This window comes from Micromonospora musae (assembly GCF_003626635.1).
GTDB classification, from domain to species: domain Bacteria; phylum Actinomycetota; class Actinomycetes; order Mycobacteriales; family Micromonosporaceae; genus Micromonospora; species Micromonospora musae.
The window spans coordinates 57,400-84,085 of the sequence record NZ_RAZT01000020.1; the positions used below are offsets into that span (position 1 = coordinate 57,400).

The following is a 26,686-nucleotide window of genomic DNA, read 5'->3' on the forward strand; positions in this document are numbered from 1 at the left end:
CGTAGTTGTAACCCGTAGCGAGGAAGGCACTCCGCCGTGGCGAAGGCGACCGATGTCCGGCCGAAGATCACTTTGGCGTGTGTGGAGTGCAAGGAGCGCAACTACATCACGCGCAAGAACCGTCGTAACGACCCGGACCGCATCGAGCTGAAGAAGTTCTGCCCCCGGGACGGTCGGCACACGGTCCACCGCGAGACCCGCTGACCTACGGCCGGCACCGTCCGGCCCTTCGAAGCTCCACCCGATCGCCGATCTGACCGGCCGGTGCGGCATCCGCCGCCCCTGCCGCTCGGGTCGGCGATTGTGCTTTACGTGTAGGTTCGCGGGCATGTCCCTGGACCCGTCCTACGTCGGCCGGACGTACCCGCCGACCGCCCCCTATCAGGTGGGCCGAGAGAAGATCCGCGAGTTCGCCACGGCGATCGGCGCCACCGACCCGGCCCATCACGACCCCGACGCCGCCCGCACGCTCGGCCACCCCGACGTGGTGGCGCCGCCCACCTTTCCCTTCGCGCTGACGATGGCCGCCACCCAGCAGATCGTCGAGGACCCGGCGGTGGGTGTCGACTACAGCCGGGTGGTGCACGGCGACCAGCGGTTCGCGTACACCCGGCCGGTGGTGGCCGGCGACGAGCTGGTCTGCGTCAGCACCATCGAGGACATCACCAACCGGGGCGGGCACGGCTTCCTGACCACCCGTACCGAGATCAGCACCGTCGCCGGCGAGCCGGTCGTCGCGGTCTGGTCCAAGCTCGTCGTACGCGGGGAGGCCTGACATGGAGCTGCCAGCCAGGACGTTCCGGATCACCCGCGCGGACCTGGTCCGCTACGCCGGTGCCTCGGGCGACTTCAACCCGATCCACTGGAGCGACCGGGTCGCCACCAAGGTGGGGCTGCCGGGCGTCATCGCGCACGGCATGTTCACCATGGCCCTGGTCGGTCGTGCGGTGACGGAGTGGGCCGGCTCGCCGGACGCGGTGGTCGACTACGGGGTCCGGTTCACCCGGCCGGTCGTGGTGCCCGACGACGACGAGGGGACCGAGATCGAGGTGACGGCGGTGGTACGCGAGGTCACCGAGGACGGCCTCACCCGGCTCGACGTCACGGCGACCTGCCACGGCGAGAAGGTGCTCTCGCAGGCCCGGGCGACCGTCCGGGCGAGTGTCGACCGGTCGGCCGGACGTCCCTGACCTGGGGCGCCGACGCGCTGTGGGCAGACCGGTTGGGAAAGTCGGCCGGCTACCCGTACACTGGTCCGCCGTGGGGCAAGTGACCCCTGCTCGACCTCTCGTAGGTCGGGTGGGGTGAGCGTTGCCGCACAGGGGTGTAGCTCAATTGGCAGAGCAGCGGTCTCCAAAACCGCAGGCTGCAGGTTCAAGTCCTGTCACCCCTGCGCCTCAGGCCTGACCGTTCCCGTGGGTCGCGCCGCCGTGAGAAGGCGGCGTCCGGCCCGTGGTGGTGGAATCGGCGGGGTGGTTCCGAGGCATCGGGCCACCGGTCGATCCGCCGGCCGCGGCCCGTCGCGGGACGGTTCGGCCCGGCCGGCGTGACCAACGCCGCGTACGCCGCCCGGCGTGCGAACCCGAGATCCCGCGGAGGGCGAAGTGGCCGAGAGCAAGCGGCGCGGCGAGGATGCCGGCGACGATCGTCTGAACGACGAGACCGTCGACGACGTTGCCGACGACGACGCCACCGACGCGGACGAGCCGGTATCCCGCGGTGGCACCGCGACGCGGTCCCGCGCGAAGGCCGAGTCGGCCGACAGCCGGCCGAAGACCCGGACGGAGACCGACCGCGTGGGCCTGTTCGGCCGCATCGCCCGGTTCTTCCGCGAGGTCGTCGCCGAACTGCGTAAGGTCATCTGGCCGACCCGCAAGGAGTTGCTGACCTACACGGCCGTCGTTGTCACCTTCGTCGCGATTATGTTGACGATCGTGGGTGTGCTGGACTACGGCTTCGCCAAGGGCGTGCTGTGGGTCTTCGGCAACCCCAGCTGACCGGCTGTACCAGCCGATAGTGACGGAAGTGAGCGAGCGTGCCTGAGTACGACGAGACCGCCGGCCCTGCGGACGAGCAGTCCACGGTGGCGACGGCGGCGAACGACGAGTCGGTCGAGGCCGCCAGCGAGCCGGAAATCCCGACCATCGAGGCCCCGGCGGACGAGGAGTTCGACCCGGTCGCCGAGCTGCGCCAGAAGCTGCGCTACGCGCCGGGCGACTGGTACGTGGTGCACTCGTACGCCGGCTACGAGAACAAGGTCAAGACCAACCTCGAGACCCGGATCACCAGCCTCGACATGGAGGACTTCATCTACCAGGTCGAGGTGCCGACCCGGGAAGAGGTCGAGGTCAAGAACGGCAAGCGGTCCCAGGTCCAGGCGAAGGTCTTCCCGGGCTACATCCTCGTCCGGATGGAGCTGACCGCCGAGTCCTACTCCTGCGTGCGCAACACGCCCGGGGTGACCGGCTTCGTGGGGGCCACCGACCGGGCCGACCGGCCCGCGCCGCTCTCCCTCGACGAGGTGCTCAAGTGGCTGGCCCCGGCGGTCGAGACCGAGCAGAAGAAGGCGAAGCCCGAGATCAAGGTTCTCGACTTCGAGGTCGGCGACTCCGTCACCGTCACCGACGGCGCCTTCGCGTCGCTGCCGGCGACGATCAGTGAGATCAACGCCGACCAGCAGAAGCTCAAGGTGCTGGTGTCGATCTTCGGCCGGGAGACGCCGGTCGAGCTGAACTTCAACCAGGTCGCCAAGATCTGAGTCCGGTCGCCGGCGGTGGGGCAGCGTCCCGCCGCCGGCGCGGCCGTTCCCGCTCGACCTCGCCGGACGGGCGGGGTCCGGCCTGCGCTACCCTTGAACGTCGCTGCCTCGCGCCGCGCTGACCGTGCGCGCTCGCAGGGTGGTTGTCGGATGAGCACCAATCCAGTCAAGCCCCAGGAAGAGACATGCCTCCGAAGAAGAAGCTCGTCAAGACGTTCACGCTTCAGCTGCCGGCGGGCCAGGCCACCCCGGCGCCGCCGGTCGGCCCCGCGCTCGGTCAGCACGGCGTGAACATCATGGAGTTCTGCAAGTCCTACAACGCGCAGACCGAGTCCCAGCGGGGCGACATCGTCCCCGCCGAGATCAGCGTGTACGAGGACCGGTCCTTCACCTTCGTGCTGAAGACCCCGCCCGCCGCCCGGCTGCTGATCAAGGCCGCCGGTGTGCAGAAGGGCTCGGGCGTCCCGCACACGGAGAAGGTCGGCTCGGTCAGCCGCGCCCAGGTGCGCGAGATCGCCGAGCGGAAGATGGCCGACCTCAACGCCAACGACCTCGACCAGGCCGAGCGGATCATCGCCGGTACCGCCCGTTCCATGGGCATCACCGTCAACGACTGATCTCGCACAGCTCAACCCGTACGGATCGTGGGAGGGCGCGCGGAAGCGGCCCGCCAGAGACCACAGGAGTAACCAGAACATGCAGCGCAGCAAGAGCTACCGCAAGGCCGCCGAGGTCATCGACCGGTCCAAGCTCTACACCCCCGCCGAGGCCGTGAAGCTGGCCAAGGACACCACCAACGTCAAGTTCGACGCCACGGTCGAGGTCGCGATGCGCCTCGGCGTCGACCCCCGCAAGGCGGACCAGATGGTCCGCGGCACGGTCAACCTGCCGCACGGCACCGGTAAGACCGCCCGCGTGATCGTCTTCGCCGCCGGCGCGAAGGCCGAGGAGGCCGCCGCGGCCGGTGCCGACGAGGTGGGTACCGACGAGCTGGTCGCCCGGATCCAGGAGGGCTGGCTCGACTTCGACGCGGCCATCGCCACCCCGGACCAGATGGCCAAGATCGGCCGGATCGCGCGGATCCTGGGCCCGCGCGGTCTCATGCCGAACCCGAAGACCGGCACGGTGACGATGGACGTCACCAAGGCGGTGCAGGACATCAAGGGCGGCAAGATCACGTTCCGGGTGGACAAGCACTCGAACCTGCACCTGATCATCGGCAAGGCCTCCTTCAGCGAGGCGCAGCTCGTCGACAACTACGCGGCGGTGCTGGACGAGGTGCTGCGGGCCAAGCCGTCCGCCGCCAAGGGCAAGTACCTGAAGAAGGTCATCCTCACCACCACCATGGGCCCGGGCGTCCCGGTCGACCCGAACGTGGTGAAGAACCTCCAGGAGGGCTCGGCCGAGGCCTGAGTTCACCGACACCCGTACGGGGCGCCGCCACAGCTGTGGCGGCGCCCCGTCGCGTATCCGATGTGGCAGGCTCGGCGGCATGCGACTGGAGAACGTCTGGCTCCGGTACCACCGCCGCGGACCGTGGGTGCTGCGGGACGCGGCGATCGGCATCGCCCCCGGCGAGGCCGCGATCGTGCAGGGGCGCAACGGGGCCGGCAAGTCGACCCTCCTCCAGCTCGCGGCCGGCGTGCTGCGGCCGACGCGGGGGCGGGTCGTCGAGCGGCCGACCGTGGTCGGCTGGGTTCCGGAGCGGTTCCCCGCCGATCAGCCGTTCGACGTTCACTACTACCTGGTCGCGATGGGCCGGATGGCCGGCCTGACGTCGGTCGAGGCGGGCCGCGCCGTGGATCACTGGACCGAACGCCTCGGGCTCACCCGGTTCCGCCGGGTCCGGTTGCCCGAGCTGTCGAAGGGGACGGCCCAGAAGGTCGGCCTCGCCCAGGCCATGCTCCGCCCGCCGGGGCTGCTCGTACTCGACGAGCCCTGGGAAGGGCTGGACGCGTCCTCCCGTGAGCTCGTCCCGGAGTTGATCGACGAGGTGCTCGCCGACGGGGGTTCGGTGCTGGTCAGTGACCACCGCGGGGAGACCGTCCGGCTTCCCGGTGCGCGTCGCTGGACCGTCGCGGCGGGCGAGGTGGATGAGGTGGCCCCGACCGAGGGCCAGGCGTACGCGGTGGTCGAGATCGCGGTGCCCGCCGCGCAGGTGGCCGGCACCGTCACCCGGCTGCGCGCCGACGGGCACCGGGTGCTGGGCGTACACCTCGACCGGCTCGGCGCCACCGATGGGGCGGGGGTTGAGACGGCGGCCGCTGAGGGCCGGCCCGGAGACGCGCCGGTGTCGGATCCCGAGCCGCCGGACGTGGCGGTGTCCGGGTCGACGACCGCGAACACGGCATCGGGCGGGCAGGTGGCCCGGTGACCGCCCTGGTCCGGCTCCGGCTGGCCGGGTTCCTGCGTACCGGCCGGGCGGTGGCGCCGCTGCTCGCCGGTCTGGTGGCCCTCGGCATCCTCTACGGCGGCGGTCGGGCCCAGCCGGCGGAGGCGTACGGCGTCTCGGCGGTCGTCCTCTTCCCGGTGCTCGCCTGGCAGACCAAGCTGCTGCTCGACGTGGAGCCGGACGGGCAGCGCCGCCTCGCGCAGGTGGTGGCCGGGGTGCGGCGGGAGCGGTGGGCGGGGTTGCTCGCCGCCGGGCTGGCGGCGTTGGGCACGGTAGTCGTCGCGCTGGTCTTCCCCTGGCTGGTCGGCGGAGTCACCGCCGTGGTGGAGCCGGGTGGCCGGTCCGTGGCCGTCGGCATCGTGCTCGGGATCTGGGCGCACCTGCTGGCCGTCCCTCCGGCGGTGCTGCTCGGTGCGCTGGCCAGCCGCGCCTGTACAGGCAGCGCCGGGTACGGCGTCGCCGTGCTCGCGCTCGGTGGCGTCGGCGCGATCGTCCTCGGGCTGAGCGGCTCGGCGGTGCCCTGGCTGGTGCCGCCGATCATGGCCACCGCCCGGGCCACCACCGGCGCACTCACCGCACCGACCGCGGCGCTGCTCACCTGCTGGGCGGCGGCCTGGAGCGCGGTGGTGCTGGCCGGCTACCTGTGGTGGCGCCGGTCGCGGGCGTGAGGCGGGGCTGATCCCGGCGGCCGTGTCGGTGCCGGCCCACCGGGCGTGAGCTGGCACACATGCGGGAGGCGATTTGCTGCTCGCGTCACGCGTCGCGTAACCTTGCTGCGAAGTACCACCCAGAGACCGCTGGTCACCGTGCCCCGGCACGGTCGAAGGTTCCGCGACGACGGGCGACCCGCGCAGGGCGGCAAGCGAAAATCGGCAGTGCAGCACGGTCCGCCGACTGTGCCCGCCTCCGCCGGACCTCGCCCCGTGCGCCCTGCGCCGGGGCTTTTCTCGTTGTCGCGCTTCCTGAGCTGCCGTCGTGAGCATCCGTTCCCGACGGCGACCAGCCTCGAGCACGAGAGAGGAGGGACATGGCGGACAAGCCGATCCGGGCCGACAAGGCCACGGCCGTCGCCGAGCTGACCGAGAGCTTCCGCAACGCGGGCGCCACGGTGCTCACCGAGTACCGCGGTCTGACGGTTTCCCAGCTCACCCAGCTGCGGCGCACGCTCGGCAAGGAGACCAGCTACACGGTCGCGAAGAACACGCTGGCCAAGCGTGCCGCGACCGAGGCCGGTATCTCCGGGCTCGACGAGCTGTTCACCGGTCCTACCGCGCTGACTTTCGTTTCGGGCGACGTCGTCGAGGCGGCGAAGGGGCTTCGCGAGTTCGCGAAGGCCAACCCGAAGCTCGTCATCAAGGGCGGTGTCTTCGAGGGCAAGGCCATTTCCGCGGCCGAGGTCACGAAGCTCGCCGACCTGGAGTCCCGCGAGGTGCTGCTGGCCAAGCTGGCCGGCGCGATGAAGGGCAACCTGAGCAAGGCCGCGGCCCTGTTCCAGGCCCCGCTGTCGAAGACCGCCCGCCTGGCGGCCGCACTGCAGGACAAGCGCGAGAAGGAGGGCGCCGAGGCGGCCTGAGGCCCCCCGGCGCACCTGGTTCAGTCTTAGACACACCAAATGGAAAGGACGCCAGACATGGCGAAGCTCAGCACCGACGAGCTGCTCGACGCGTTCAAGGAGATGACGCTGATCGAGCTCTCCGAGTTCGTGAAGCAGTTCGAGGAGACCTTCGAGGTCACCGCCGCCGCTCCGGTCGCGATCGCCCAGGGTGGCGGTGGCGGCGGTGCCGCTGCTGCCCCGGTCGAGGAGGAGAAGGACGAGTTCGACGTCATCCTCGACGCCGACGGTGGCAAGAAGATCCAGGTCATCAAGGTCGTGCGTGAGCTGACCGGCCTGGGCCTCAAGGAGGCCAAGGACCTGGTCGAGGCCGCGCCGAAGCCGGTCCTGGAGAAGGTCAACAAGGAGACCGCCGACAAGGCCAAGGCCAAGCTCGAGGGCGAGGGCGCCAAGGTCACCCTCAAGTGACCTGAGCACCACCTTGCGCGTCCGGTTCACGTGAGCCGGGGCACATCTCGCGCTACGACGGGCGGCGATCCGGCATCGGGTCGCCGCCCGCGGTGTTGGACCAGTGTCGGCAACGGGCGTGAGCAGGGCGTCCGTTCGTACGACGTGGCGCGGTGGTGGCGGACGGCGTGGCCGGGCCGGTGGGAAAGACGCGGCGAGCCGGAGACCGGGCCTTGACGCGGCCCCGGGCTGACAGGCACGCTGACACCAGCAAGACCTTCCGCGCTTGCGACGGCCACCAGGCGGGTATTGGAGCGGCGGCACCATCGGCCGCGACACCCGAGCGGCCCGACAGGAACATTGCGTTCCGAGCGGCCCGGTTGTCCCGGTTTCCGGGGCCCCGGAGCACGTTCCGCAATCTCCTGGCGGGGTGGGCTGGACAGCGGTTAGCCTCTCGGCTACACTGCTAGTTTGCGCTGCCTTCCGACTAGACCCCTGCTCGGAAATGTCCGTTTGCGGATATTTCTGGCGGGGTCATTGGAGTGCACGCGTACCAGCCGTTCTGCAGCACAGGTCCTCGGAAGGACGCATCTTGGCAGCTTCCCGCCCTGCGAAGACCAGTCGTACGTCGAGCGCTTTCGCTCCCCGCCGAGTTTCTTTCGGCAGGATCACCGAACACCTCGAGGTCCCCAACCTCCTCGCCATCCAGACCGAGTCCTTCGACTGGCTGGTTGGCAACGAGGCTTGGCAGGGCCGGTCGGCGGACGACCCGCACGCACGCTCGGGTCTCGCGGAGATCCTCGACGAGATCAGTCCCATTGAGGACTTCTCCGGCACCATGTCGCTCTCCTTCTCCGCTCCGCGCTTCGACGAGGTCAAGGCCTCGATCGAGGAGTGCAAGGAGAAGGACCTCACCTACTGCGCGCCGCTCTTCGTGACCGCGGAGTTCACCAACAACACCACTGGCGAGATCAAGAGCCAGACGGTGTTCATGGGTGACTTCCCGATGATGACGCCGAAGGGCACCTTCATCATCAACGGCACCGAGCGTGTCGTGGTGAGCCAGCTCGTCCGGTCCCCGGGCGTGTACTTCGACAAGCAGCCGGACAAGACCTCCGACCGCGACCTCTCCAGCGTCAAGGTCATCCCGAGCCGGGGTGCCTGGCTGGAGTTCGACATCGACAAGCGTGACACGGTCGGCGTCCGTATCGACCGTAAGCGCCGGCAGGCCGTCACGGTCCTGCTCAAGGCCATCGGATGGTCGAACGAGCAGATCCGTGAGCGGTTCGGCTGGTCCGAGCTGATGATGACCACGCTCGAGAAGGACCACATCGCCGGCCAGGACGAGGCGCTACTCGACATCTACCGGAAGCTGCGCCCTGGCGAGCCGCCGACCCGCGAGAACGCGCAGACCCTGCTCGACAACCTCTTCTTCAACCCGAAGCGGTACGACGTCGCCAAGGTCGGCCGGTACAAGTTCAACAAGAAGCTCGAAGTCGACGTGCCGATCACCACCGGCACGCTGACCGAGGACGACATCGTCGCCACCGTGGAGTACCTCTGCCGGCTGCACGCCGGTGAGGAGGGCTACGAGGCCGACGACATCGACCACTTCGGCAACCGGCGCCTGCGCACGGTCGGCGAGCTGATCCAGAACCAGGTCCGCGTCGGCCTCTCCCGCATGGAGCGGGTCGTCCGCGAGCGGATGACCACCCAGGACGTCGAGGCGATCACGCCGCAGACCCTGATCAACATCCGCCCGGTCGTGGCGGCGATCAAGGAGTTCTTCGGCACGTCGCAGCTGTCCCAGTTCATGGACCAGACCAACCCGCTGGCGGGCCTGACCCACCGGCGCCGGCTGAGCGCGCTCGGCCCGGGTGGTCTGTCCCGGGAGCGGGCCGGCTTCGAGGTCCGTGACGTGCACCCGTCCCACTACGGCCGGATGTGCCCGATCGAGACGCCGGAAGGCCCGAACATCGGTCTGATCGGCGCGCTCTCCACCTTCGCCCGGGTCAACCCGTTCGGCTTCATCGAGACGCCGTACCGGAAGGTCGTCGACGGTCGGGTCACCGACCAGGTCGACTACCTGACCGCGGACGAGGAGGACCGGTACGTCAAGGCGCAGGCCAACGCGCCGCTGAAGGCCGACGGTTCGTTCGCCGAGGACCGCGTCCTGGTCCGCCGTAAGGGCGGTGAGACCGAGGACGTCGCGCCGGGCGCCGTGGACTACATGGACGTCTCGCCGCGGCAGATGGTCTCGGTCGCGACGGCGATGATCCCGTTCCTCGAGCACGACGACGCCAACCGCGCGCTCATGGGCGCGAACATGCAGCGCCAGGCGGTGCCGCTGGTCAAGGCCGAGTCGCCGCTGGTCGGTACGGGCATGGAGTACCGGGCCGCCGTCGACGCCGGTGACGTGGTGGTCGCCGAGGTCGGTGGCGTGATCGAGGATCTCTGCGCCGACTACATCACCGTCCACCAGGACGACGGCCACCGCCGGACGTACCTGCTGCACAAGTTCCGCCGCTCCAACGCCGGCTCCTGTGTGAACCAGAAGCCGGTGGTCTTCGAGGGCGACCGCGTCGAGGCCGGCCAGGTCATCGCCGACGGTCCGTGCACCGACGAGGGCGAGATGGCGCTCGGGCGCAACCTGCTCGTGGCGTTCATGACCTGGGAGGGGCACAACTACGAGGACGCGATCATCCTGTCGCAGCGCCTCGTGCAGCAGGACGTGCTCACCTCGATCCACATCGAGGAGCACGAGGTCGACGCCCGGGACACCAAGCTCGGCCCGGAGGAGATCACCCGCGACATCCCGAACGTCAGCGAGGAGATGCTCGCGGACCTCGACGAGCGCGGCATCATCCGGATCGGCGCCGAGGTCGTCCCCGGCGACATCCTGGTCGGCAAGGTCACTCCGAAGGGTGAGACCGAGCTGACCCCGGAGGAGCGGCTGCTCCGCGCGATCTTCGGTGAGAAGGCGCGTGAGGTTCGGGACACCTCGCTGAAGGTGCCGCACGGTGAGACCGGCACGGTCATCGGCGTGCGTACCTTCTCCCGGGAGGACGGCGACGAGCTGCCCCCGGGCGTCAACGAGCTGGTCCGGGTCTACGTCGCCCAGAAGCGGAAGATCCAGGACGGCGACAAGCTCGCCGGCCGTCACGGCAACAAGGGCGTCATCTCCAAGATCCTTCCGGTCGAGGACATGCCGTTCCTCGAGGACGGCACCCCGGTCGACATCGTGCTCAACCCGCTCGGTGTGCCGAGCCGGATGAACATCGGCCAGGTGCTGGAGACGCACCTCGGCTGGGTGGCCAAGACCGGCTGGAAGGTCGAGGGCGAGGACGCGGAGTGGAAGCGTCAGCTCAAGGCGATCGGCGCTGACGAGTCCGAGGGGGACACCAATGTGGCCACCCCGGTCTTCGACGGTGCCCGCGAGGAGGAGATCTCCGGTCTGCTCGAGTCGACCCTGCCCAACCGGGACGGCAAGCAGCTGATCGGGCGCAGCGGCAAGGCGCGCCTCTTCGACGGCCGTTCCGGCGAGCCGATCCCGGACGCCATCGCGGTCGGCTACGTCTACATCCTGAAGCTCAACCACCTGGTCGACGACAAGATCCACGCTCGGTCGACCGGTCCGTACTCGATGATCACGCAGCAGCCGCTGGGTGGTAAGGCGCAGTTCGGTGGTCAGCGCTTCGGTGAGATGGAGTGCTGGGCGATGCAGGCGTACGGCGCCGCGTACGCCCTGCAGGAGCTGCTGACGATCAAGTCCGACGACGTTCTCGGCCGGGTGAAGGTCTACGAGGCCATCGTCAAGGGCGAGAACATCCCGGAGCCGGGCATCCCGGAGTCGTTCAAGGTGCTGCTCAAGGAGCTGCAGTCGCTCTGCCTCAACGTAGAGGTGCTCTCCAGCGACGGCGTGGCCCTCGAGATGCGCGAGACCGACGACGAGGTGTTCCGGGCCGCCGAGGAGCTGGGCATCGACCTGTCCCGGCGCGAGCCGAGCTCGGTCGAGGAAGTGTGACGTCGAGCCTCCGGGGGCGGGCGACCGCCCCCGGAGGCCCGGCCCCGATGAGCTGCTGGCGCAACAAGCGACGTGTGAGGGATATATAACGTGCTCGACGTCAACTTTTTCGACGAGTTGCGGATCGGCCTGGCGACCGCCGACGACATCCGTCAGTGGTCGCACGGCGAGGTGAAGAAGCCGGAGACGATCAACTACCGCACCCTGAAGCCGGAGAAGGACGGGCTCTTCTGCGAGAAGATCTTCGGTCCTCAGCGGGACTGGGAGTGCTACTGCGGTAAGTACAAGCGGGTCCGGTTCAAGGGCATCATCTGCGAGCGCTGCGGCGTCGAGGTGACCCGCTCCAAGGTCCGCCGTGAGCGGATGGGGCACATCGAGCTGGCCGCTCCGGTCACCCACATCTGGTACTTCAAGGGCGTGCCGAGCCGGCTGGGCTACCTGCTGGACCTCGCCCCCAAGGACCTCGAGAAGATCATCTACTTCGCCTCGTACGTCGTGACGAGCGTGGACACCGAGGCGCGGCACCGCGACCTCTCGACGATCGAGAACGAGATCCTCGCCGAGAAGCGGCAGTCCGAGAACAGCCGTGACTCGGAGATCGAGAAGCGGGCCGCCAAGCTCGAGGCCGACCTGGCCGAGCTGGAGGCCGAGGGTGCCAAGGCGGACGTCCGGCGCAAGGTCAAGGAGGGCGGAGAGCGCGAGATGCGCCAGATCCGCGACCGGGCCCAGCGCGAGATCGACCGCCTCGACGAGGTGCTCGACACCTTCCGCAAGCTCGAGCCGAAGCAGCTGGTCACCGACGAGCTGCTCTACCGCGAGCTGCGCGACCGGTTCGGCGAGTACTTCACCGGGTCCATGGGCGCCGAGGCGATCAAGGCCCTGGTGCAGAACATGGACCTGGACGCCGAGGCGGAGAACCTCCGCGAGACCATCCGTACCGGCAAGGGCCAGCGGAAGATCCGGGCGCTCAAGCGACTCAAGGTCGTCTCGGCGTTCCTGAACACCCGCAACTCGCCGCTCGGCATGGTGCTGGACTGCGTGCCGGTCATCCCGCCGGACCTGCGTCCGATGGTGCAGCTGGACGGTGGCCGCTTCGCGACCTCCGACCTGAACGACCTGTACCGCCGGGTCATCAACCGGAACAACCGCCTCAAGCGTCTGATCGACCTCGGTGCGCCCGAGATCATCGTCAACAACGAGAAGCGGATGCTCCAGGAGGCCGTCGACGCGCTGTTCGACAACGGCCGCCGTGGCCGGCCGGTCACCGGGCCGGGTAACCGCCCGCTGAAGTCGCTCTCGGACATGCTCAAGGGCAAGCAGGGCCGGTTCCGTCAGAACCTGCTGGGCAAGCGCGTCGACTACTCCGGCCGTTCGGTCATCGTGGTCGGCCCGAAGCTCAAGCTGCACCAGTGCGGTCTGCCCAAGCAGATGGCCCTGGAACTCTTCAAGCCGTTCGTGATGAAGCGGCTGGTGGACCTCAACCACGCGCAGAACATCAAGTCCGCCAAGCGGATGGTCGAGCGGCAGCGGCCGGTCGTCTGGGACGTGCTGGAAGAGGTCATCGGCGAGCACCCGGTGCTGCTCAACCGGGCGCCCACCCTGCACCGACTGGGCATCCAGGCCTTCGAGCCGCAGCTGGTCGAGGGCAAGGCCATCCAGATCCACCCGCTGGTCTGCACCGCCTTCAACGCCGACTTCGACGGCGACCAGATGGCGGTCCACGTGCCGCTCTCCGCCGAGGCCCAGGCCGAGGCGCGGATCCTGATGCTGTCGTCGAACAACATCCTCAAGCCGGCCGACGGCAAGCCGGTCACCATGCCCACCCAGGACATGGTCATCGGCCTCTATCACCTCACCCACCTCACCACCGATGAGAAGGGTGCGGGCCGGGCGTTCAGCTCGGACGCCGAGGCGCGGATGGCGTACGACAACGGCGAGCTGCACCTGCAGGCTCCGGTGAAGATCCGGCTGCGGGGCATCGTCGGGGTCGACAACGGCGCCGGCGCCGAGCCGTGGGTCGCGCCGGAGGGTTGGTCCGAGGGCGAGACGGTGACCATCGAGACCACCCTCGGCCGGGTCCTGTTCAACGAGACGCTGCCCCCGGGCTACCGCTTCGTGAACTACGAGATCCGCAAGGGCCAGCTCTCCGCTATCGTCAACGACCTCGCCGAGCGCTTCCCGAAGGTGGCCCTCGCGGCGACCCTGGACGGGCTCAAGGAGGCCGGTTTCCACTGGGCCACCTGGTCCGGCGTGACGATCGGTATGGAGGACGTCATCGCTCCGCCGCGCAAGGCGGAGATCCTGGAGCGGTACGAGAAGGAAGCCGACCGGATCGACAAGCAGTACCAGCGTGGTCTGATGACCGCCGAGGAGCGTCGCGGCGAACTCATCGAGATCTGGACCAAGGCGACCAACGAGGTCGCCAAGGAGATGGACACCGCGCTGCCGCAGGAGAACCCGCTGTGGAAGATGATCAACTCGGGTGCCCGCGGTAACCTGCTCCAGCTCCGGCAGATCGCGGCGATCCGTGGTCTGGTGGCCAACCCGAAGGGTGAGATCATCCCGCGGCCCATCAAGGCGTCGTACCGGGAGGGTCTCTCCGTGCTGGAGTACTTCATCTCCACGCACGGTGCCCGTAAGGGTCTCGCCGACACCGCGCTGCGGACCGCCGACTCGGGTTACCTGACCCGTCGTCTGGTGGACGTGTCGCAGGACGTCATCATCCGCGAGGAGGACTGCGGCACCGACCGGGCCATCCCGATGCAGATCGGCGAGCGGCTCGACGGGAAGCTGGTCGTGCACACGCACGCCGAGACCAGCGTGCACGCCCGTACCCTCGCCGACGACATCAAGGGGCCGGACGGCACCGTCGTCGCCGAGCGGGGTCAGGACATCAACTCCATCGGGGTCGACAAGATCGTCGCGGCCGGGGTGGAGACCGTCCGGGTGCGCAGCGTGCTCACCTGCGAGTCGAAGCTCGGCGTCTGCGCAGCCTGCTACGGCCGTTCGCTGCCGACCGGTAAGTCGGTCGACATCGGCGAGGCAGTCGGCATCATCGCCGCGCAGTCCATCGGTGAGCCCGGTACGCAGCTGACGATGCGTACCTTCCACACCGGTGGTGTCGCGGGTGAGGACATCACCCAGGGTCTGCCGCGTGTCCAGGAGATCTTCGAGGCCCGCGTCCCGAAGGGTAAGGCGCCCATCGCCGACACCCCGGGCCGGATCCGGATCGAGGACGGCGAGCGTTCGCGGAAGATCATCGTGATCCCGGACGACGGCAGCGACGAGATCGTCTACGACAAGATCTCGAAGCGCGTGAAGCTGCGGGCCCACGACGGCGACCACGTCGAGGTCGGCGAGAAGCTCACCGAGGGCACCATCGACCCGCACGAGCTGCTGCGCATCCTCGGCCCGCGCGCGGTCCAGGTCCACCTGACCCAGGAGGTCCAGGAGGTCTACCGCTCGCAGGGTGTGCTCATCCACGACAAGCACATCGAGATCATCATCCGCCAGATGCTCAAGCGGGTGACGGTCATCGACTCCGGCTCGACCGAGTTCCTGCCGGGTGTGCTGGTCGACCGGGCGCTCTTCGAGTCGGAGAACCGCCGACTCGTCTCCGAGGGCGGCGAGCCCGCCGCGGGTCGCCCGGTGCTGATGGGTATCACCAAGGCCTCGCTGGCCACGGACTCCTGGCTGTCGGCGGCCTCCTTCCAGGAGACCACCCGGGTGCTGACGGACGCGGCGATCCACGCCCGCAGCGACTCGCTGATCGGCCTCAAGGAGAACGTGATCATCGGTAAGCTCATCCCGGCCGGTACGGGCATCAGCAAGTACCGCAACGTCCGGGTCGAGCCGACCGAGGAGGCGAAGGCCAAGGTCTACTCGATGACCGGCTACCCGGAGACCGACTACGGGTTCGGGCCGGCCAGCGGGCAGGCAGTGCCGCTGGACGACTTCGACTTCGGGTCGTACCGGTAACAGCACGTAGGACGAGGCCCCCGGCAGTTGCCGGGGGCCTCGTCGTGTCCGGACCGGTACGTGCGCCACGCCGGTTCGGCATGATGGGGGGATGACGACCGCACCCGGGCAGCTGCCCGTCGCGGAGCAAGCCCCGCGCCATCCGTCGGACCCCGATCCGGCCCGTGCCACGAAGACCCGGGCGGTGTTCGCGCTCGGTCTGATCGCCGCGTTGACCGGCCTCTTCATCGGGGGGATCGTGCCGGCCACGGTGGCGCTGCAACTCTCCCGGCAGGCACGCCGGGAGGCGTACGCCTCGGGTGGTTTCCTCACCGGCGCCAGGTGGCTGCGGCGGGGGGAGCAGTTGGCCTGGACCGGGCTGCTGCTCGCGGCGTTCGCTCTGGTGGCGCTGGCGGTGATCGCGGTGGTCCGGCTGGCCCAGGCGCCGTTCGGGTACGACTATCCGGCCAACGTCGACTGATCCGGGGGAGCGGCACCCGCTCGGGCGCGGTGGGCCCTGCCCCCGGCGGTAGCCTGGCTCCTGTCGGTCGCGTGAGCGACGGCGAAGTCGAGGAGGAGCACGTGACGGAACCGGCGCGCCCCCCGTCGGACGACGACGTGCGGCCGTCCGACCCACCGGACGGCCCCGACGCCTCCGGCCAGCCCTCCGCCGCGGCCGGCCCGTCGACCGGTGAGGGCCCCGGCTCGGCGGCGCCGCACACGGGTCCGCCACCGGAGACGCCGTCCGGGTTCACGGCTGCGCCGGAGGCCGGTCAGGACGCGCCGGCCGGACCCGGGGTCTCCGCCGCGGGCGCGCCGGATCCGGCTTCGGGGCGGCCGAGCCACGCCGGCTGGGGCGCGCCGTCCGGGGCGGGACACGGGGTTCGACCGGCGGCACCGGGCTGGGCCACGCCCGCCGGGCCGCCCGCCTGGGGTACTTCCGCGCCGCCGAGTCATGGGGTGCCGTCCGCGCCGCCCGGATATGGGGTGCCGTCCGCGCCGCCCGGATATGGGGTGCCGTCCGCGCCGCCCGGATATGGGGTGCCGTCCGCGCCGCCCGGCTGGGCTACGGGTGCGCCCGGCTGGGGCGCGCCCGTGTCGCCGGGCCCGGGATTCCCGCCCGGTCCGGGCGGGTGGGGCGCGCCGGCGTCGGCCGGGCCGGGACCGTGGGGTGGGTCGGGCGGGCCGAGCGGGGCTGCGCCGGGCGCGCCGAGCTGGGGTGCGCCGCCGGTTCCGCGGGTGCCACCGCCGACCGACGCCCGGCCCCTGGCTCCGACGAGGGTGGAGCCCGTGGCCGGCACGCCGTTCGGCGTCGTGCACCTGGAGGTACCGCCGGTCACCTCCGGTCTGGCGGTCGGCGCGCTGGTCGCCGGCGTCGTCTCGATCCTCGTGTCGATCCTGGTCATCTGCTTCGGCGTGACCGGAGGCAGCTGGACGGGGGTCTGGGCGGCCGGCGCCTTCACCGTCCTCGGCGTCCTCACCGGCGCGGGTGCGGCAGCCGCCGGGCTGCTCGCACTGCGGCAGATCCGCCGGCCGCTACCGCCACCCGCGGTCCGGTTCACCGGCCACGGGCTGGCCGTGGCCGGGATCAGCTGCGGCGGGGCCGGACTGGTGCTGAGCCTGATCGGCCTGGGGCTCGCTCTGCTGCTCTCGCTGGGCTGACCGTCGCCCGTCCCGCCGAGGCCGGCGGCAGTCGCGGCACCGGGTTGTCCGGTGACGCCGGCCCGCCCAGGGACGAACATCACCCGCACCGCCGGGTGACTCGCGTCACCGTCGGTGGTGTTCCCGGGGAGGGGAGAACGACCGGGCCGTGCTGGCCGCGCCACGCCCGGCGCCGGTGTCCGGATCGGGATGCCCGGTGACGGTGGGGCGGTGGCGGGCTCCCGGGGCTGGCGGGCCGTACGCCCGGGGGAGCGGTACACTTGACCCGTAGGTGCCCATCAGGGGTGCGCAGGCGGGACAGACCCCGACGGCCGCGGTGGCGTGGTTCGACGGACCACTCCGTTTTGACCTGGGCGGCTGTGGTAGGTACCCTTTCCCCTTGTGCCCGGGCCAGCCCGGGCAACTCGTGCGTGCGCTGGAGCCGGTTCTCCGGAGATCGAGCGACAGCACGACACAAGCCCAAGACCCGGCCTCGGGGCGACCCGCGTGCCGGTGACAGACCCCCGGTCGCGCGCGAGAGCTCGCGCCGGGACCGCGAACCGGGCGACACGCCCGACCGCGGGTGCTGGGGCCGCCTCAGGGTGGCCCTGGTTGGAAGGTAGGAGAGCCGTCCATCCGGCCGGCTAGACGAGCAGACGGCGCGGTCGCCTCGCAGCGGCCGAAGGGAGCGGAGAAACCCGGTGCCCACCATTCAGCAGCTGGTCCGAAAGGGCCGCCAGGCCAAGACGACCAAGACCAAGACCCCAGCGCTCAAGGGGTCTCCCCAGCGGCGCGGCGTGTGCACCCGCGTGTACACCACCACCCCCAAGAAGCCGAACTCGGCGCTGCGCAAGGTCGCTCGTGTCAAGCTCAGCAGCCAGATCGAGGTGACCGCCTACATCCCGGGCGTCGGTCACAACCTGCAGGAGCACTCGATCGTGCTCGTTCGCGGCGGTCGTGTGAAGGACCTCCCCGGCGTGCGTTACAAGATCGTTCGCGGCTCGCTGGACACCCAGGGCGTCCGCAACCGTAAGCAGGCGCGTAGCCGCTACGGCGCGAAGAAGGAGAAGAGCTGACATGCCGCGTAAGGGACCCGCTCCGCGGCGGCCGCTGGTCGCTGACCCGGTGTACAACTCGCCGCTGGTCACCCAGCTGGTGAACAAGATCCTGCTGCGCGGCAAGCGCCAGCTCGCCGAGCACATCGTGTACGCGGCCCTGGAGGGCTGCCGCGAGAAGTCCGGCACCGACCCCGTCGTGACGCTCAAGCGGGCGATGGACAACGTCAAGCCGACCCTCGAGGTCCGCAGCCGCCGTGTCGGTGGCGCGACCTACCAGGTTCCGGTCGAGGTGCGGCCGGCCCGCGCGACCACCCTCGGTCTGCGCTGGCTGGTCACCTACTCTCGCGCCCGCCGCGAGAAGACCATGATCGAGCGGCTGATGAACGAGCTGCTGGACGCGAGCAACGGCCTCGGTGCCGCCGTCAAGCGGCGCGAGGACACCCACAAGATGGCCGAGTCCAACAAGGCCTTCGCGCACTACCGCTGGTAACACCCGGGTTCCGGCGCCCACAAGGCGCCGGAACCACCGCCAGTTGTGTCGAGACGACGATAAGTAGGGATTGAAGTGGCCGCCGCAGACGCGCTCGCCAACGTACGCAATATCGGCATCATGGCGCACATCGATGCCGGTAAGACCACTACCACCGAGCGGATCCTGTTCTACACCGGTATCACGTACAAGATCGGTGAAGTCCACGAGGGCGCTGCCGTCATGGACTGGATGGAGCAGGAGCAGGAGCGCGGTATCACCATCACTTCCGCCGCCACCAAGTGCGAGTGGAAGGGCCACACGATCCAGATCATCGACACGCCCGGCCACGTCGACTTCACGGTCGAGGTGGAGCGGTCGCTGCGGGTGCTGGACGGTGCGGTCGCGGTGTTCGACGGCGTCGCCGGTGTGGAGCCGCAGACGGAGAACGTCTGGCGTCAGGCGGACAAGTACAACGTCCCCCGGATGTGCTTCGTCAACAAGCTCGACCGGACCGGTGCCGACTTCTTCCGCTGCGTGCAGATGATGATCGACCGGCTGAACGCCACCCCGCTGGTGCTCCAGATCCCGATCGGGACGGAGGCCGAGCACATCGGCGTCGTCGACCTGGTCGGCATGCGCGCCCTCACCTGGCGCGGGGAGACCCAGAAGGGTGAGGACTACGCGGTCGAGGAGATCCCGGCCGAGCTGGCCGACTCCGCGGCCGAGTGGCGCGAGAAGCTGATGGAGACCCTGGCCGACGTCGACGACGCGGTGATGGAGAAGTACCTGGAGGGCGAGGAGATCTCCGTCGAGGCGATCAAGGCCGCCATCCGGCGCGCCACCATCGCCGGCAAGGCCAACCCGGTGCTCTGCGGTTCCGCGTTCAAGAACAAGGGTGTCCAGCCGATGCTGGACGCGGTGGTCGACTACCTGCCGTCGCCGCTGGACGTTCCGGCAATCGAGGGCACCGCCACCGACGGCGAGACCCCGATGCAGCGCAAGCCGTCGAAGTCCGAGCCGTTCTCCGGCCTGGCCTTCAAGATCCAGACCGACAAGCACCTTGGCAAGCTGACCTACGTCCGGGTCTACTCCGGCGTGGTCGAGACCGGTACCCAGGTGATCAACTCCACCAAGGACCGCAAGGAGCGGATCGGCAAGATCTACCAGATGCACGCCAACAAGCGGGAAGAGCGCAGCTCGGCCCAGGCTGGCGACATCATCGCGGTGCAGGGTCTGAAGCAGACCACCACCGGTGACACCCTCTCCGACCCGGCGAACCCGGTCATCCTGGAGTCGATGACCTTCCCGGAGCCGGTCATCGAGGTCGCCATCGAGCCGAAGACCAAGGCCGACCAGGAGAAGCTCAGCGTCGCCATCCAGCGGCTGGCCGAGGAGGACCCGACCTTCCGCGTCAAGCTGGACGAGGAGACCGGTCAGACGGTCATCTCCGGCATGGGCGAGCTGCACCTGGACATCCTGGTCGACCGGATGCGCCGCGAGTTCAACGTCGAGGCGAACATCGGTAAGCCGCAGGTGGCGTACCGCGAGACCATCCGCCGGACGGTGGAGAAGGTCGAGTACACCCACAAGAAGCAGACCGGTGGTTCCGGCCAGTACGCCCGCGTGATCGTGAGCGTCGAGCCGCTGCCGCTGGACAACGACTCGCCGACCTACGAGTTCGCCAACGCCGTCACCGGTGGCCGTATCCCGCGGGAGTTCATCCCGTCCGTGGACGCGGGCGCCCAGGACGCGATGCAGTACGGCATCCTCGCCGGCTTCCCGCTGGTGGGTGTCAAGCTGACGCTGCTGGACGGTCAGTACCACGAGGTCGACTCGTCGGAAATGGCATTCAAGATCGCCGGCTCGATGGTGATGAAGGAGGCGGCCCGCAAGGCCGACCCGGCACTGCTCGAGCCGATGATGGCTGTTGAGGTCACCACTCCTGAGGAGAACATGGGTGACGTCATCGGCGACCTCAACTCCCGCCGCGGCATCATCCAGGCGATGGAGGAGCGCAGTGGCGCCCGCATCGTCCGGGCCCTGGTGCCGTTGTCGGAGATGTTCGGCTACGTCGGCGACCTGCGGTCGAAGACCCAGGGCCGGGCTAGCTACAGCATGCAGTTCGACTCCTACGCCGAGGTTCCGACCAACGTGGCCAAGGAGATCATCGCCAAGGCGACGGGTGAGTGACGCTCACCTGAGCTGATGAACCGTCGGTGGTCGCGGGAGGATCCTTCCGCCCGCGACCACCACGGATGAGCTGCATGAAGACCGGGCCTGTAGGCTTCACCGCCGCAGAACCCACTAAAAGCTCTCCGGCCGCAAGGTCGGAAAGGCTGTCGACAGAGTCCTAAGCGCCGAACGGCGCGCCGGGCGTACGAACCAAACAGTCCACAGGAGGACACCAGTGGCGAAGGCGAAGTTCGAGCGGACTAAGCCGCACGTCAACATCGGCACCATTGGTCACATCGACCACGGTAAGACGACGCTGACGGCGGCCATCACGAAGGTCCTGCACGACCAGTACCCGGACCTGAACCCGTACACGCCGTTCGACGAGATCGACAAGGCGCCGGAGGAGAAGGCCCGCGGCATCACGATCTCGATCGCGCACGTCGAGTACCAGACCGAGGCGCGGCACTACGCGCACGTCGACTGCCCCGGTCACGCCGACTACATCAAGAACATGATCACCGGTGCCGCCCAGATGGACGGCGCGATCCTGGTGGTCGCGGCGACCGACGGCCCGATGCCGCAGACCCGCGAGCACGTGCTGCTGGCCCGTCAGGTCGGTGTGCCGTACATCGTCGTGGCGCTCAACAAGAGCGACATGGTCGACGACGAGGAGCTCCTGGAGCTCGTCGAGCTCGAGGTCCGCGAGCTGCTCTCCTCGCAGGAGTACCCGGGTGACGACCTGCCGGTCGTCCGGGTCTCGGCGCTGAAGGCCCTCGAGGGTGACCCGGAGTGGACCCAGCGTCTCCTGGACCTGATGACCGCGGTCGACACCGCGATCCCGCAGCCGGAGCGCGAGACCGAGAAGCCGTTCCTCATGCCGATCGAGGACGTCTTCACGATCACCGGTCGTGGCACCGTCGTCACCGGCCGCGCCGAGCGTGGCGTGCTCAAGCCGAACGAGGAGGTGGAGATCGTCGGTATTCGCGAGAAGTCGACGAAGACGGTCGTCACCGGCATCGAGATGTTCCGCAAGCTGCTCGACGAGGCCCGCGCGGGTGAGAACGTCGGTCTGCTGCTGCGTGGCATCAAGCGCGAGGACGTCGAGCGCGGCATGGTCGTCATCAAGCCGGGCACCACGACCCCGCACACCGAGTTCGAGGCGACCGTCTACATCCTCTCCAAGGAGGAGGGTGGCCGGCACACGCCGTTCTTCCAGAACTACCGTCCGCAGTTCTACTTCCGGACCACGGACGTGACCGGTGTCGTGACCCTCCCCGAGGGCACCGAGATGGTCATGCCGGGTGACAACACCTCGATGTCGGTGAAGCTGATCCAGCCCATCGCCATGGAGGAGAACCTCAAGTTCGCGATCCGCGAGGGTGGCCGCACCGTCGGCGCCGGGTTCGTCACCAAGATCATGAAGTGAACTAGGTAACCCCGATTAGACCGGCCGCAGGTCATGCGGCATACTAGTCAGGTTGCGTAACGGCAGTTCGCCGTCCGTGTTCGGCTGAGCCGAACCTCCGGATGGTGAGACAGTCGAGCGCGGGGTGGTTGGCGGCCCGTCCGCCAACCACCCTCGCACGGCGTTCGAGTTGCGATATCGCGCTCGGCGTCTTGACCCACCGCGTGGTCGGACCGCTCCGGAGTCTGGGGCGGAGCCTGATCCGAGGGCGCGACACGCCCGACCGCGGGGGTCGGCGAAGTGGGCCTGTGCCGGCCGGTGCAGGCGCCCGCAACACAGCGGCATCGAGAGAAGGAACAGAAGCCACCATGGCGGGACAGAAGATCCGCATCCGGCTCAAGGCCTATGACCACGAGGTCGTCGACTCCTCGGCTCGGAAGATCGTCGAGACGGTGACGCGTACCGGGGCGCAGGTCGCGGGCCCGGTGCCGCTGCCCACGGAGATCAACCGTTTCTGCGTCATCCGCTCGCCGCACAAGTACAAGGACTCGCGCGAGCACTTTGAGATGCGTACGCACAAGCGGCTGATCGACATCATCGACCCGACCCCCAAGACGGTCGACTCGCTCATGCGCCTCGACCTGCCGGCTGGCGTCGACATCGAGATCAAGCTGTAGGGACCGGACAAATGGACAGGCAAGTTAAGGGGATCCTGGGCGCCAAGCTCGGCATGACCCAGGTCTGGGACAACAACCGCGTTGTTCCGGTGACCGTGGTCGAGGCCGGCCCGTGCGTCATCAGCCAGGTTCGTAGCGCCGAGAAGGACGGTTACTCCGCGGTCCAGCTCGCCTACGGCACGATCGACCCGCGCAAGGTGAAGAAGCCGATCACCGGCCACTACGCCAAGGCCGAGGTCGCGCCGCGCCGGCACATCGTCGAGCTGCGCACCAGCGACGCCGCCGACTACTCGCTCGGCCAGGAGGTCACGGTCGAGGAGTTCCCGGCGGGCGTCTCGATCGACGTCACCGGCCGCACCAAGGGCAAGGGTTACGCCGGCCCGATGAAGCGGCACGGCTTCCACGGTCTGCGCGCGAGCCACGGTGTCGAGCGCAAGCACCGCTCGCCCGGCTCGATCGGCGCCTGCGCCACCCCGGGTCGCGTCTTCAAGGGCACCCGGATGGCCGGCCGGATGGGTGGCGTGCGCTACACCGTCCAGAACCTGACCGTCCAGGCGGTCGACACCGAGAACAACCTGCTGCTGGTCCGCGGTGCCATCCCCGGTCCGAAGGGCGCGGTGGTTCTGGTCCGTACGGCGGCCAAGACCAAGGCGAAGAAGGGCGGTGTGGCCAAGTGAGCACCGTTGACGTCCTCAACGTCGAAGGCGCCAAGAGCGGCTCGGTCGAGCTGCCGGCCGACATCTTCGACGTGCAGGCCAACGTCGCGCTGATGCACCAGGTCGTGGTGGCACAGCTGGCGGCGGCCCGGCAGGGCACGCACAAGACCAAGACCCGCGGCGAGGTTGCCGGCGGCGGCAAGAAGCCCTACAAGCAGAAGGGCACCGGTCGTGCCCGCCAGGGCTCGATCCGCGCGCCGCAGTTCGCCGGCGGTGGCGTGGTGCACGGTCCCGTGCCGCGTGACTACAGCCAGCGCACCCCCAAGAAGATGAAGGCCGCCGCTCTGCGTGGCGCCCTCTCCGACCGGGCGCGCGCCGGCCAGGTGCACGTCGTCGAGGCGTTCGTCTCGGGCGAGAAGCCGTCGACCAAGGCTGCTCTGGTCACGCTGGCCAAGCTGACCGAGGCCCGGCGGGTCCTCGTCGTGCTGAGCAGCACCGACGAGCTGAACTGGGTGTCGCTGCGCAACGAGCCGCGGGTGCACCTGATCGAGGCCGGCCAGCTCAACACGTACGACGTGCTGGTGGCCGACGACGTGGTCTTCACCAAGGACGCGCTGGACGAGTTCCTGGGCGTTCCGGCCGAGACCACCGAGGAGGGTGGCAAGTGAGCACGATCGCCGACCCGCGCGACATCATCGTGGCGCCGGTCGTCTCGGAGAAGAGCTACAGCGAGCTGAACCGCAACTGGTACACCTTCGAGGTGCACCCGGACGCGAACAAGACCGAGATCAAGATCGCTATCCAGCAGATCTTCAACGTCCGCGTCCTGACGGTCAACACGCTCAACCGCGAGGGCAAGCGCAAGCGCACCCGTAACGGGTTCGGCAAGCGCAAGGACACCAAGCGGGCGATGGTGAAGCTGGCTGACGGTGACCGTATCGAGGCCTTCGGCGGCCCGGTCAGCTGAGGGGTGTAGACAATGGCTATCCGTAAGTACAAGCCGACGACGCCGGGCCGGCGTGGCTCCAGCGTCGCCGACTTCGCTGAGATCACCCGGTCGACGCCCGAGAAGTCGCTGCTGGCTCCGCTGCCGAAGAAGGGCGGTCGCAACGCCCACGGTCGGATCACCACGCGGCACCACGGTGGCGGCCACAAGCGGCAGTACCGTCTGATCGACTTCAAGCGGGTCGACAAGGACGGCGTGCCGGCGAAGGTCGCGCACATCGAGTACGACCCGAACCGCACCGCGCGCATCGCGCTGCTGCACTACGCCGACGGCGAGAAGCGTTACATCATCGCGCCGAAGGACCTGAAGCAGGGCGACGTCGTCGAGTCGGGTCCGAGCGCCGACATCAAGCCGGGCAACAACCTGCCGCTGCGCAACATCCCGGTCGGTACCACCGTCCACAACGTGGAGCTGCGTCCGGGCGGCGGCGCCAAGCTGGCCCGCTCGGCCGGCGTCGGCATCCAGCTGCTTGGCCGCGAGGGCGCGTACGCGACCCTGCGTATGCCCTCCGGTGAGATCCGGCGGGTCGACGTGCGCTGCCGGGCGAGCGTCGGCGAGATCGGCAACGCCGATCAGTCGAACATCAACTGGGGTAAGGCCGGCCGGATGCGGTGGAAGGGCAAGCGCCCGACCGTCCGTGGTGTCGCCATGAACCCGGTCGACCACCCGCACGGTGGTGGTGAGGGTAAGACCTCCGGTGGTCGCCACCCGGTCAACCCGCAGGGTAAGCCCGAGGGCCGCACCCGCCGTAAGGGCCAGCCGAGTGACCGGCTGATCGTCCGCCGTCGCTACGCCACCCGCAAGCGCGGCTAACAGGAGAGCTGACTTATGCCTCGCAGCCTGAAGAAGGGCCCGTTCGTAGACGACCACCTGCTCAAGAAGGTGGAGACGCAGAACGACAAGGGAACCAAGAACGTCATCAAGACCTGGTCGCGCCGCTCGATGATCATCCCGGACATGCTCGGGCACACGATCGCCGTGCACGACGGACGCAAGCACGTCCCGGTGTTCGTGACCGAGGCGATGGTCGGGCACAAGCTCGGCGAGTTCGCTTTGACCCGCACGTTCAAGGGTCACGAGAAGGACGATCGGAAGAGCCGTCGGCGCTGACGCCGCGGGCACACGGATAGAGGATCAAGGGGTTACAGCGATGCCAGGAAAGGGCGACGCTCCGGTGCTTCCGGGCGCGCGGGCGGTTGCGCGGCATGTGCGCATCTCGCCGATGAAGGCGCGCCGGGTGGTCAACCTCGTCCGCGGCCTGCCCGCGAAGGAGGCGCTCACGGTGCTGCAGTTCGCGCCGCAGGCTGCGAGTGAGCAGGTGTACAAGGTGCTCGCTAGCGCGATCGCCAACGCGGAGAACAACGAGCGGCTGGACCCCGACGCGCTGCTCGTCAGCGAGGCGTTCGTGGACGAGGGCCCGACGATGAAGCGGTTCCAGCCGCGGGCGCAGGGTCGGGCGTTCCGGATCCGCAAGCGCACCTGCCACATCACGGTGGCGGTCGAGGCCGTCGCGCCGGCCACGCCGCGTAAGGCCGCGAAGAAGACGGCTCCGGCGAAGAAGGCCGCGCCGGCCGAGACGCAGAGCAACACGGAGGGCGCGGAGTAATGGGTCAGAAGGTTCACCCGCACGGGTTCCGACTCGGTATCTCGACCGACTGGAAGTCCCGCTGGTTCGCGGACAAGCTCTATAAGGACTACGTCGGCGAGGACGTCAAGATCCGCCGGATGATGTCCCAGGGCCTCGAGCGCGCCGGGATCTCCAAGGTCGACATCGAGCGCACCCGGGACCGGGTCCGTGTCGACATCCACACCGCCCGGCCGGGCATCGTCATCGGCCGTAAGGGTGCGGAGGCCGACAAGATCCGGGGCCGGCTCGAGAAGCTGACCGGCAAGCAGGTCCAGCTGAACATCATCGAGGTGAAGAACCCCGAGTCGGACGCCCAGCTCGTCGCGCAGGGCGTGGCCGAGCAGCTGTCCAGCCGGGTCAGCTTCCGTCGGGCGATGCGCAAGGCCATGCAGTCGGCCATGAAGAACCCGGTCTGCAAGGGCATCCGGGTGCAGGTCTCGGGTCGCCTCGGCGGCGCCGAGATGAGCCGGACGGAGTTCTACCGCGAGGGCCGGGTTCCGCTGCACACGCTGCGGGCCAACATCGAGTACGGCTTCTTCGAGGCCCGTACCACGTTCGGCCGGATCGGTGTGAAGGTCTGGATCTACAAGGGCGACGCGGTCCCGGGCCGGGAGGCTCCGGCCGAGACCGGTCCGTCCCGTCCGCGCCGTGACCGTGGCGACCGGCCCGAGCGGCCGCGCCGTGGTCGGTCGGGTTCGTCCGGCACCACCGCCGGCGGTACCGAGGCCGGCCGGGCTGCCGCGACCACGCTCGCGCAGCAGGCCGAGACGCCGAGTGGTGACGCGGTGGATCCCGCCGCCGTCGCCGCCGCGGCAGAAACGCAGCAGGAGGGCTGACAG

27 protein-coding genes and 1 tRNA gene are annotated in these 26,686 nt (G+C 69.1%); all 28 read left to right on the plus strand.

Annotated features, from left to right (window positions below):
• The first annotated feature begins 36 nt into the window (after positions 1 to 36).
• Positions 37 to 204, plus strand: coding sequence for a 50S ribosomal protein L33 (gene rpmG, locus D7044_RS29395; RefSeq protein WP_007073056.1), 168 nt, complete (start codon positions 37 to 39; stop codon positions 202 to 204).
• Positions 205 to 328: 124 nt separating this feature from the next.
• A complete protein-coding gene (locus D7044_RS29400) occupies positions 329 to 775 on the plus strand; it encodes a MaoC family dehydratase N-terminal domain-containing protein (RefSeq protein ID WP_120690845.1) in 447 nt (148 codons plus the stop codon).
• Between the two features lies 1 nt (position 776).
• Positions 777 to 1,190: a MaoC family dehydratase gene (locus tag D7044_RS29405; RefSeq protein WP_120684221.1), complete on the plus strand. Its 414-nt coding sequence runs from the start codon at positions 777 to 779 to the stop codon at positions 1,188 to 1,190.
• Between the two features lie 130 nt (positions 1,191 to 1,320).
• Positions 1,321 to 1,393, plus strand: a tRNA-Trp gene (locus tag D7044_RS29410).
• A 211-nt stretch (positions 1,394 to 1,604) separates the two neighbouring features.
• A complete protein-coding gene (gene secE, locus D7044_RS29415) occupies positions 1,605 to 1,997 on the plus strand; it encodes a preprotein translocase subunit SecE (protein ID WP_120690846.1) in 393 nt (130 codons plus the stop codon).
• A 38-nt stretch (positions 1,998 to 2,035) separates the two neighbouring features.
• Entirely contained in the window at positions 2,036 to 2,758 is a 723-nt protein-coding gene (nusG, locus tag D7044_RS29420) for a transcription termination/antitermination protein NusG (RefSeq protein WP_120684225.1), read from the plus strand.
• Positions 2,759 to 2,943: 185 nt separating this feature from the next.
• Positions 2,944 to 3,375: a 50S ribosomal protein L11 gene (rplK, locus tag D7044_RS29425; RefSeq protein WP_120684227.1), complete on the plus strand. Its 432-nt coding sequence runs from the start codon at positions 2,944 to 2,946 to the stop codon at positions 3,373 to 3,375.
• A gap of 79 nt (positions 3,376 to 3,454) precedes the next feature.
• A complete protein-coding gene (gene rplA / locus D7044_RS29430) occupies positions 3,455 to 4,171 on the plus strand; it encodes a 50S ribosomal protein L1 (RefSeq protein ID WP_120684230.1) in 717 nt (238 codons plus the stop codon).
• 79 nt (positions 4,172 to 4,250) lie between these two features.
• Positions 4,251 to 5,132, plus strand: coding sequence for an ABC transporter ATP-binding protein (locus D7044_RS29435; RefSeq protein ID WP_120690847.1), 882 nt, complete (start codon positions 4,251 to 4,253; stop codon positions 5,130 to 5,132).
• Positions 5,129 to 5,818 carry a hypothetical protein gene (locus D7044_RS29440; protein WP_120690848.1) on the plus strand — a complete coding sequence of 230 codons (690 nt, stop codon included), beginning with the start codon at positions 5,129 to 5,131 and terminating at the stop codon, positions 5,816 to 5,818. The genes D7044_RS29435 and D7044_RS29440 overlap by 4 nt, the downstream gene beginning before the upstream one ends.
• Positions 5,819 to 6,177: 359 nt before the next feature.
• Positions 6,178 to 6,723 carry a 50S ribosomal protein L10 gene (rplJ, locus tag D7044_RS29445; RefSeq protein WP_120684236.1) on the plus strand — a complete coding sequence of 182 codons (546 nt, stop codon included), beginning with the start codon at positions 6,178 to 6,180 and terminating at the stop codon, positions 6,721 to 6,723.
• 57 nt (positions 6,724 to 6,780) lie between these two features.
• The gene (gene rplL / locus D7044_RS29450; protein ID WP_120684238.1) at positions 6,781 to 7,170 is read left to right on the plus strand and encodes a 50S ribosomal protein L7/L12; all 390 of its coding nucleotides are present in this window, start codon (positions 6,781 to 6,783) and stop codon (positions 7,168 to 7,170) included.
• Between the two features lie 571 nt (positions 7,171 to 7,741).
• Complete coding sequence (gene rpoB, locus D7044_RS29455) at positions 7,742 to 11,173, plus strand: DNA-directed RNA polymerase subunit beta (protein WP_120684240.1); 3,432 nt, start codon at positions 7,742 to 7,744, stop codon at positions 11,171 to 11,173.
• A 90-nt stretch (positions 11,174 to 11,263) separates the two neighbouring features.
• The gene (locus tag D7044_RS29460) at positions 11,264 to 15,151 is read left to right on the plus strand and encodes a DNA-directed RNA polymerase subunit beta' (RefSeq protein WP_120684242.1); all 3,888 of its coding nucleotides are present in this window, start codon (positions 11,264 to 11,266) and stop codon (positions 15,149 to 15,151) included.
• 91 nt (positions 15,152 to 15,242) lie between these two features.
• A complete protein-coding gene (locus tag D7044_RS29465; RefSeq protein WP_120684244.1) occupies positions 15,243 to 15,611 on the plus strand; it encodes a hypothetical protein in 369 nt (122 codons plus the stop codon).
• Positions 15,612 to 16,411: 800 nt separating this feature from the next.
• A complete protein-coding gene (locus D7044_RS29470; RefSeq protein WP_120684246.1) occupies positions 16,412 to 16,792 on the plus strand; it encodes a hypothetical protein in 381 nt (126 codons plus the stop codon).
• A gap of 680 nt (positions 16,793 to 17,472) precedes the next feature.
• On the plus strand, positions 17,473 to 17,847 hold the full coding sequence (rpsL, locus tag D7044_RS29475; protein WP_007465318.1) for a 30S ribosomal protein S12: 375 nt from the start codon (positions 17,473 to 17,475) through the stop codon (positions 17,845 to 17,847).
• 1 nt (position 17,848) lies between these two features.
• A complete protein-coding gene (gene rpsG / locus D7044_RS29480; protein ID WP_120684248.1) occupies positions 17,849 to 18,319 on the plus strand; it encodes a 30S ribosomal protein S7 in 471 nt (156 codons plus the stop codon).
• Positions 18,320 to 18,394: 75 nt separating this feature from the next.
• Positions 18,395 to 20,491 carry an elongation factor G gene (fusA, locus tag D7044_RS29485; RefSeq protein ID WP_120684250.1) on the plus strand — a complete coding sequence of 699 codons (2,097 nt, stop codon included), beginning with the start codon at positions 18,395 to 18,397 and terminating at the stop codon, positions 20,489 to 20,491.
• A 217-nt stretch (positions 20,492 to 20,708) separates the two neighbouring features.
• Positions 20,709 to 21,902: an elongation factor Tu gene (gene tuf / locus D7044_RS29490; protein WP_120684252.1), complete on the plus strand. Its 1,194-nt coding sequence runs from the start codon at positions 20,709 to 20,711 to the stop codon at positions 21,900 to 21,902.
• Positions 21,903 to 22,249: 347 nt separating this feature from the next.
• Entirely contained in the window at positions 22,250 to 22,558 is a 309-nt protein-coding gene (gene rpsJ, locus D7044_RS29495; RefSeq protein WP_007073037.1) for a 30S ribosomal protein S10, read from the plus strand.
• A gap of 11 nt (positions 22,559 to 22,569) precedes the next feature.
• Entirely contained in the window at positions 22,570 to 23,235 is a 666-nt protein-coding gene (gene rplC, locus D7044_RS29500) for a 50S ribosomal protein L3 (protein WP_120684254.1), read from the plus strand.
• Entirely contained in the window at positions 23,232 to 23,882 is a 651-nt protein-coding gene (gene rplD / locus D7044_RS29505; protein WP_120684256.1) for a 50S ribosomal protein L4, read from the plus strand. Before rplC ends, rplD begins: the two co-directional genes overlap by 4 nt.
• Entirely contained in the window at positions 23,879 to 24,181 is a 303-nt protein-coding gene (gene rplW / locus D7044_RS29510; protein ID WP_120684258.1) for a 50S ribosomal protein L23, read from the plus strand. Before rplD ends, rplW begins: the two co-directional genes overlap by 4 nt.
• A 12-nt stretch (positions 24,182 to 24,193) precedes the next feature.
• The gene (rplB, locus tag D7044_RS29515; protein WP_120684260.1) at positions 24,194 to 25,033 is read left to right on the plus strand and encodes a 50S ribosomal protein L2; all 840 of its coding nucleotides are present in this window, start codon (positions 24,194 to 24,196) and stop codon (positions 25,031 to 25,033) included.
• Between the two features lie 15 nt (positions 25,034 to 25,048).
• On the plus strand, positions 25,049 to 25,330 hold the full coding sequence (gene rpsS, locus D7044_RS29520; protein ID WP_120684262.1) for a 30S ribosomal protein S19: 282 nt from the start codon (positions 25,049 to 25,051) through the stop codon (positions 25,328 to 25,330).
• Between the two features lie 40 nt (positions 25,331 to 25,370).
• The gene (rplV, locus tag D7044_RS29525) at positions 25,371 to 25,826 is read left to right on the plus strand and encodes a 50S ribosomal protein L22 (RefSeq protein WP_120684264.1); all 456 of its coding nucleotides are present in this window, start codon (positions 25,371 to 25,373) and stop codon (positions 25,824 to 25,826) included.
• Positions 25,826 to 26,683 (plus strand): 30S ribosomal protein S3, encoded by an 858-nt coding sequence (gene rpsC, locus D7044_RS29530; RefSeq protein WP_120684266.1) that lies wholly within the window; start codon positions 25,826 to 25,828, stop codon positions 26,681 to 26,683. The genes rplV and rpsC overlap by 1 nt, the downstream gene beginning before the upstream one ends.
• Positions 26,684 to 26,686 lie beyond the last annotated feature (3 nt).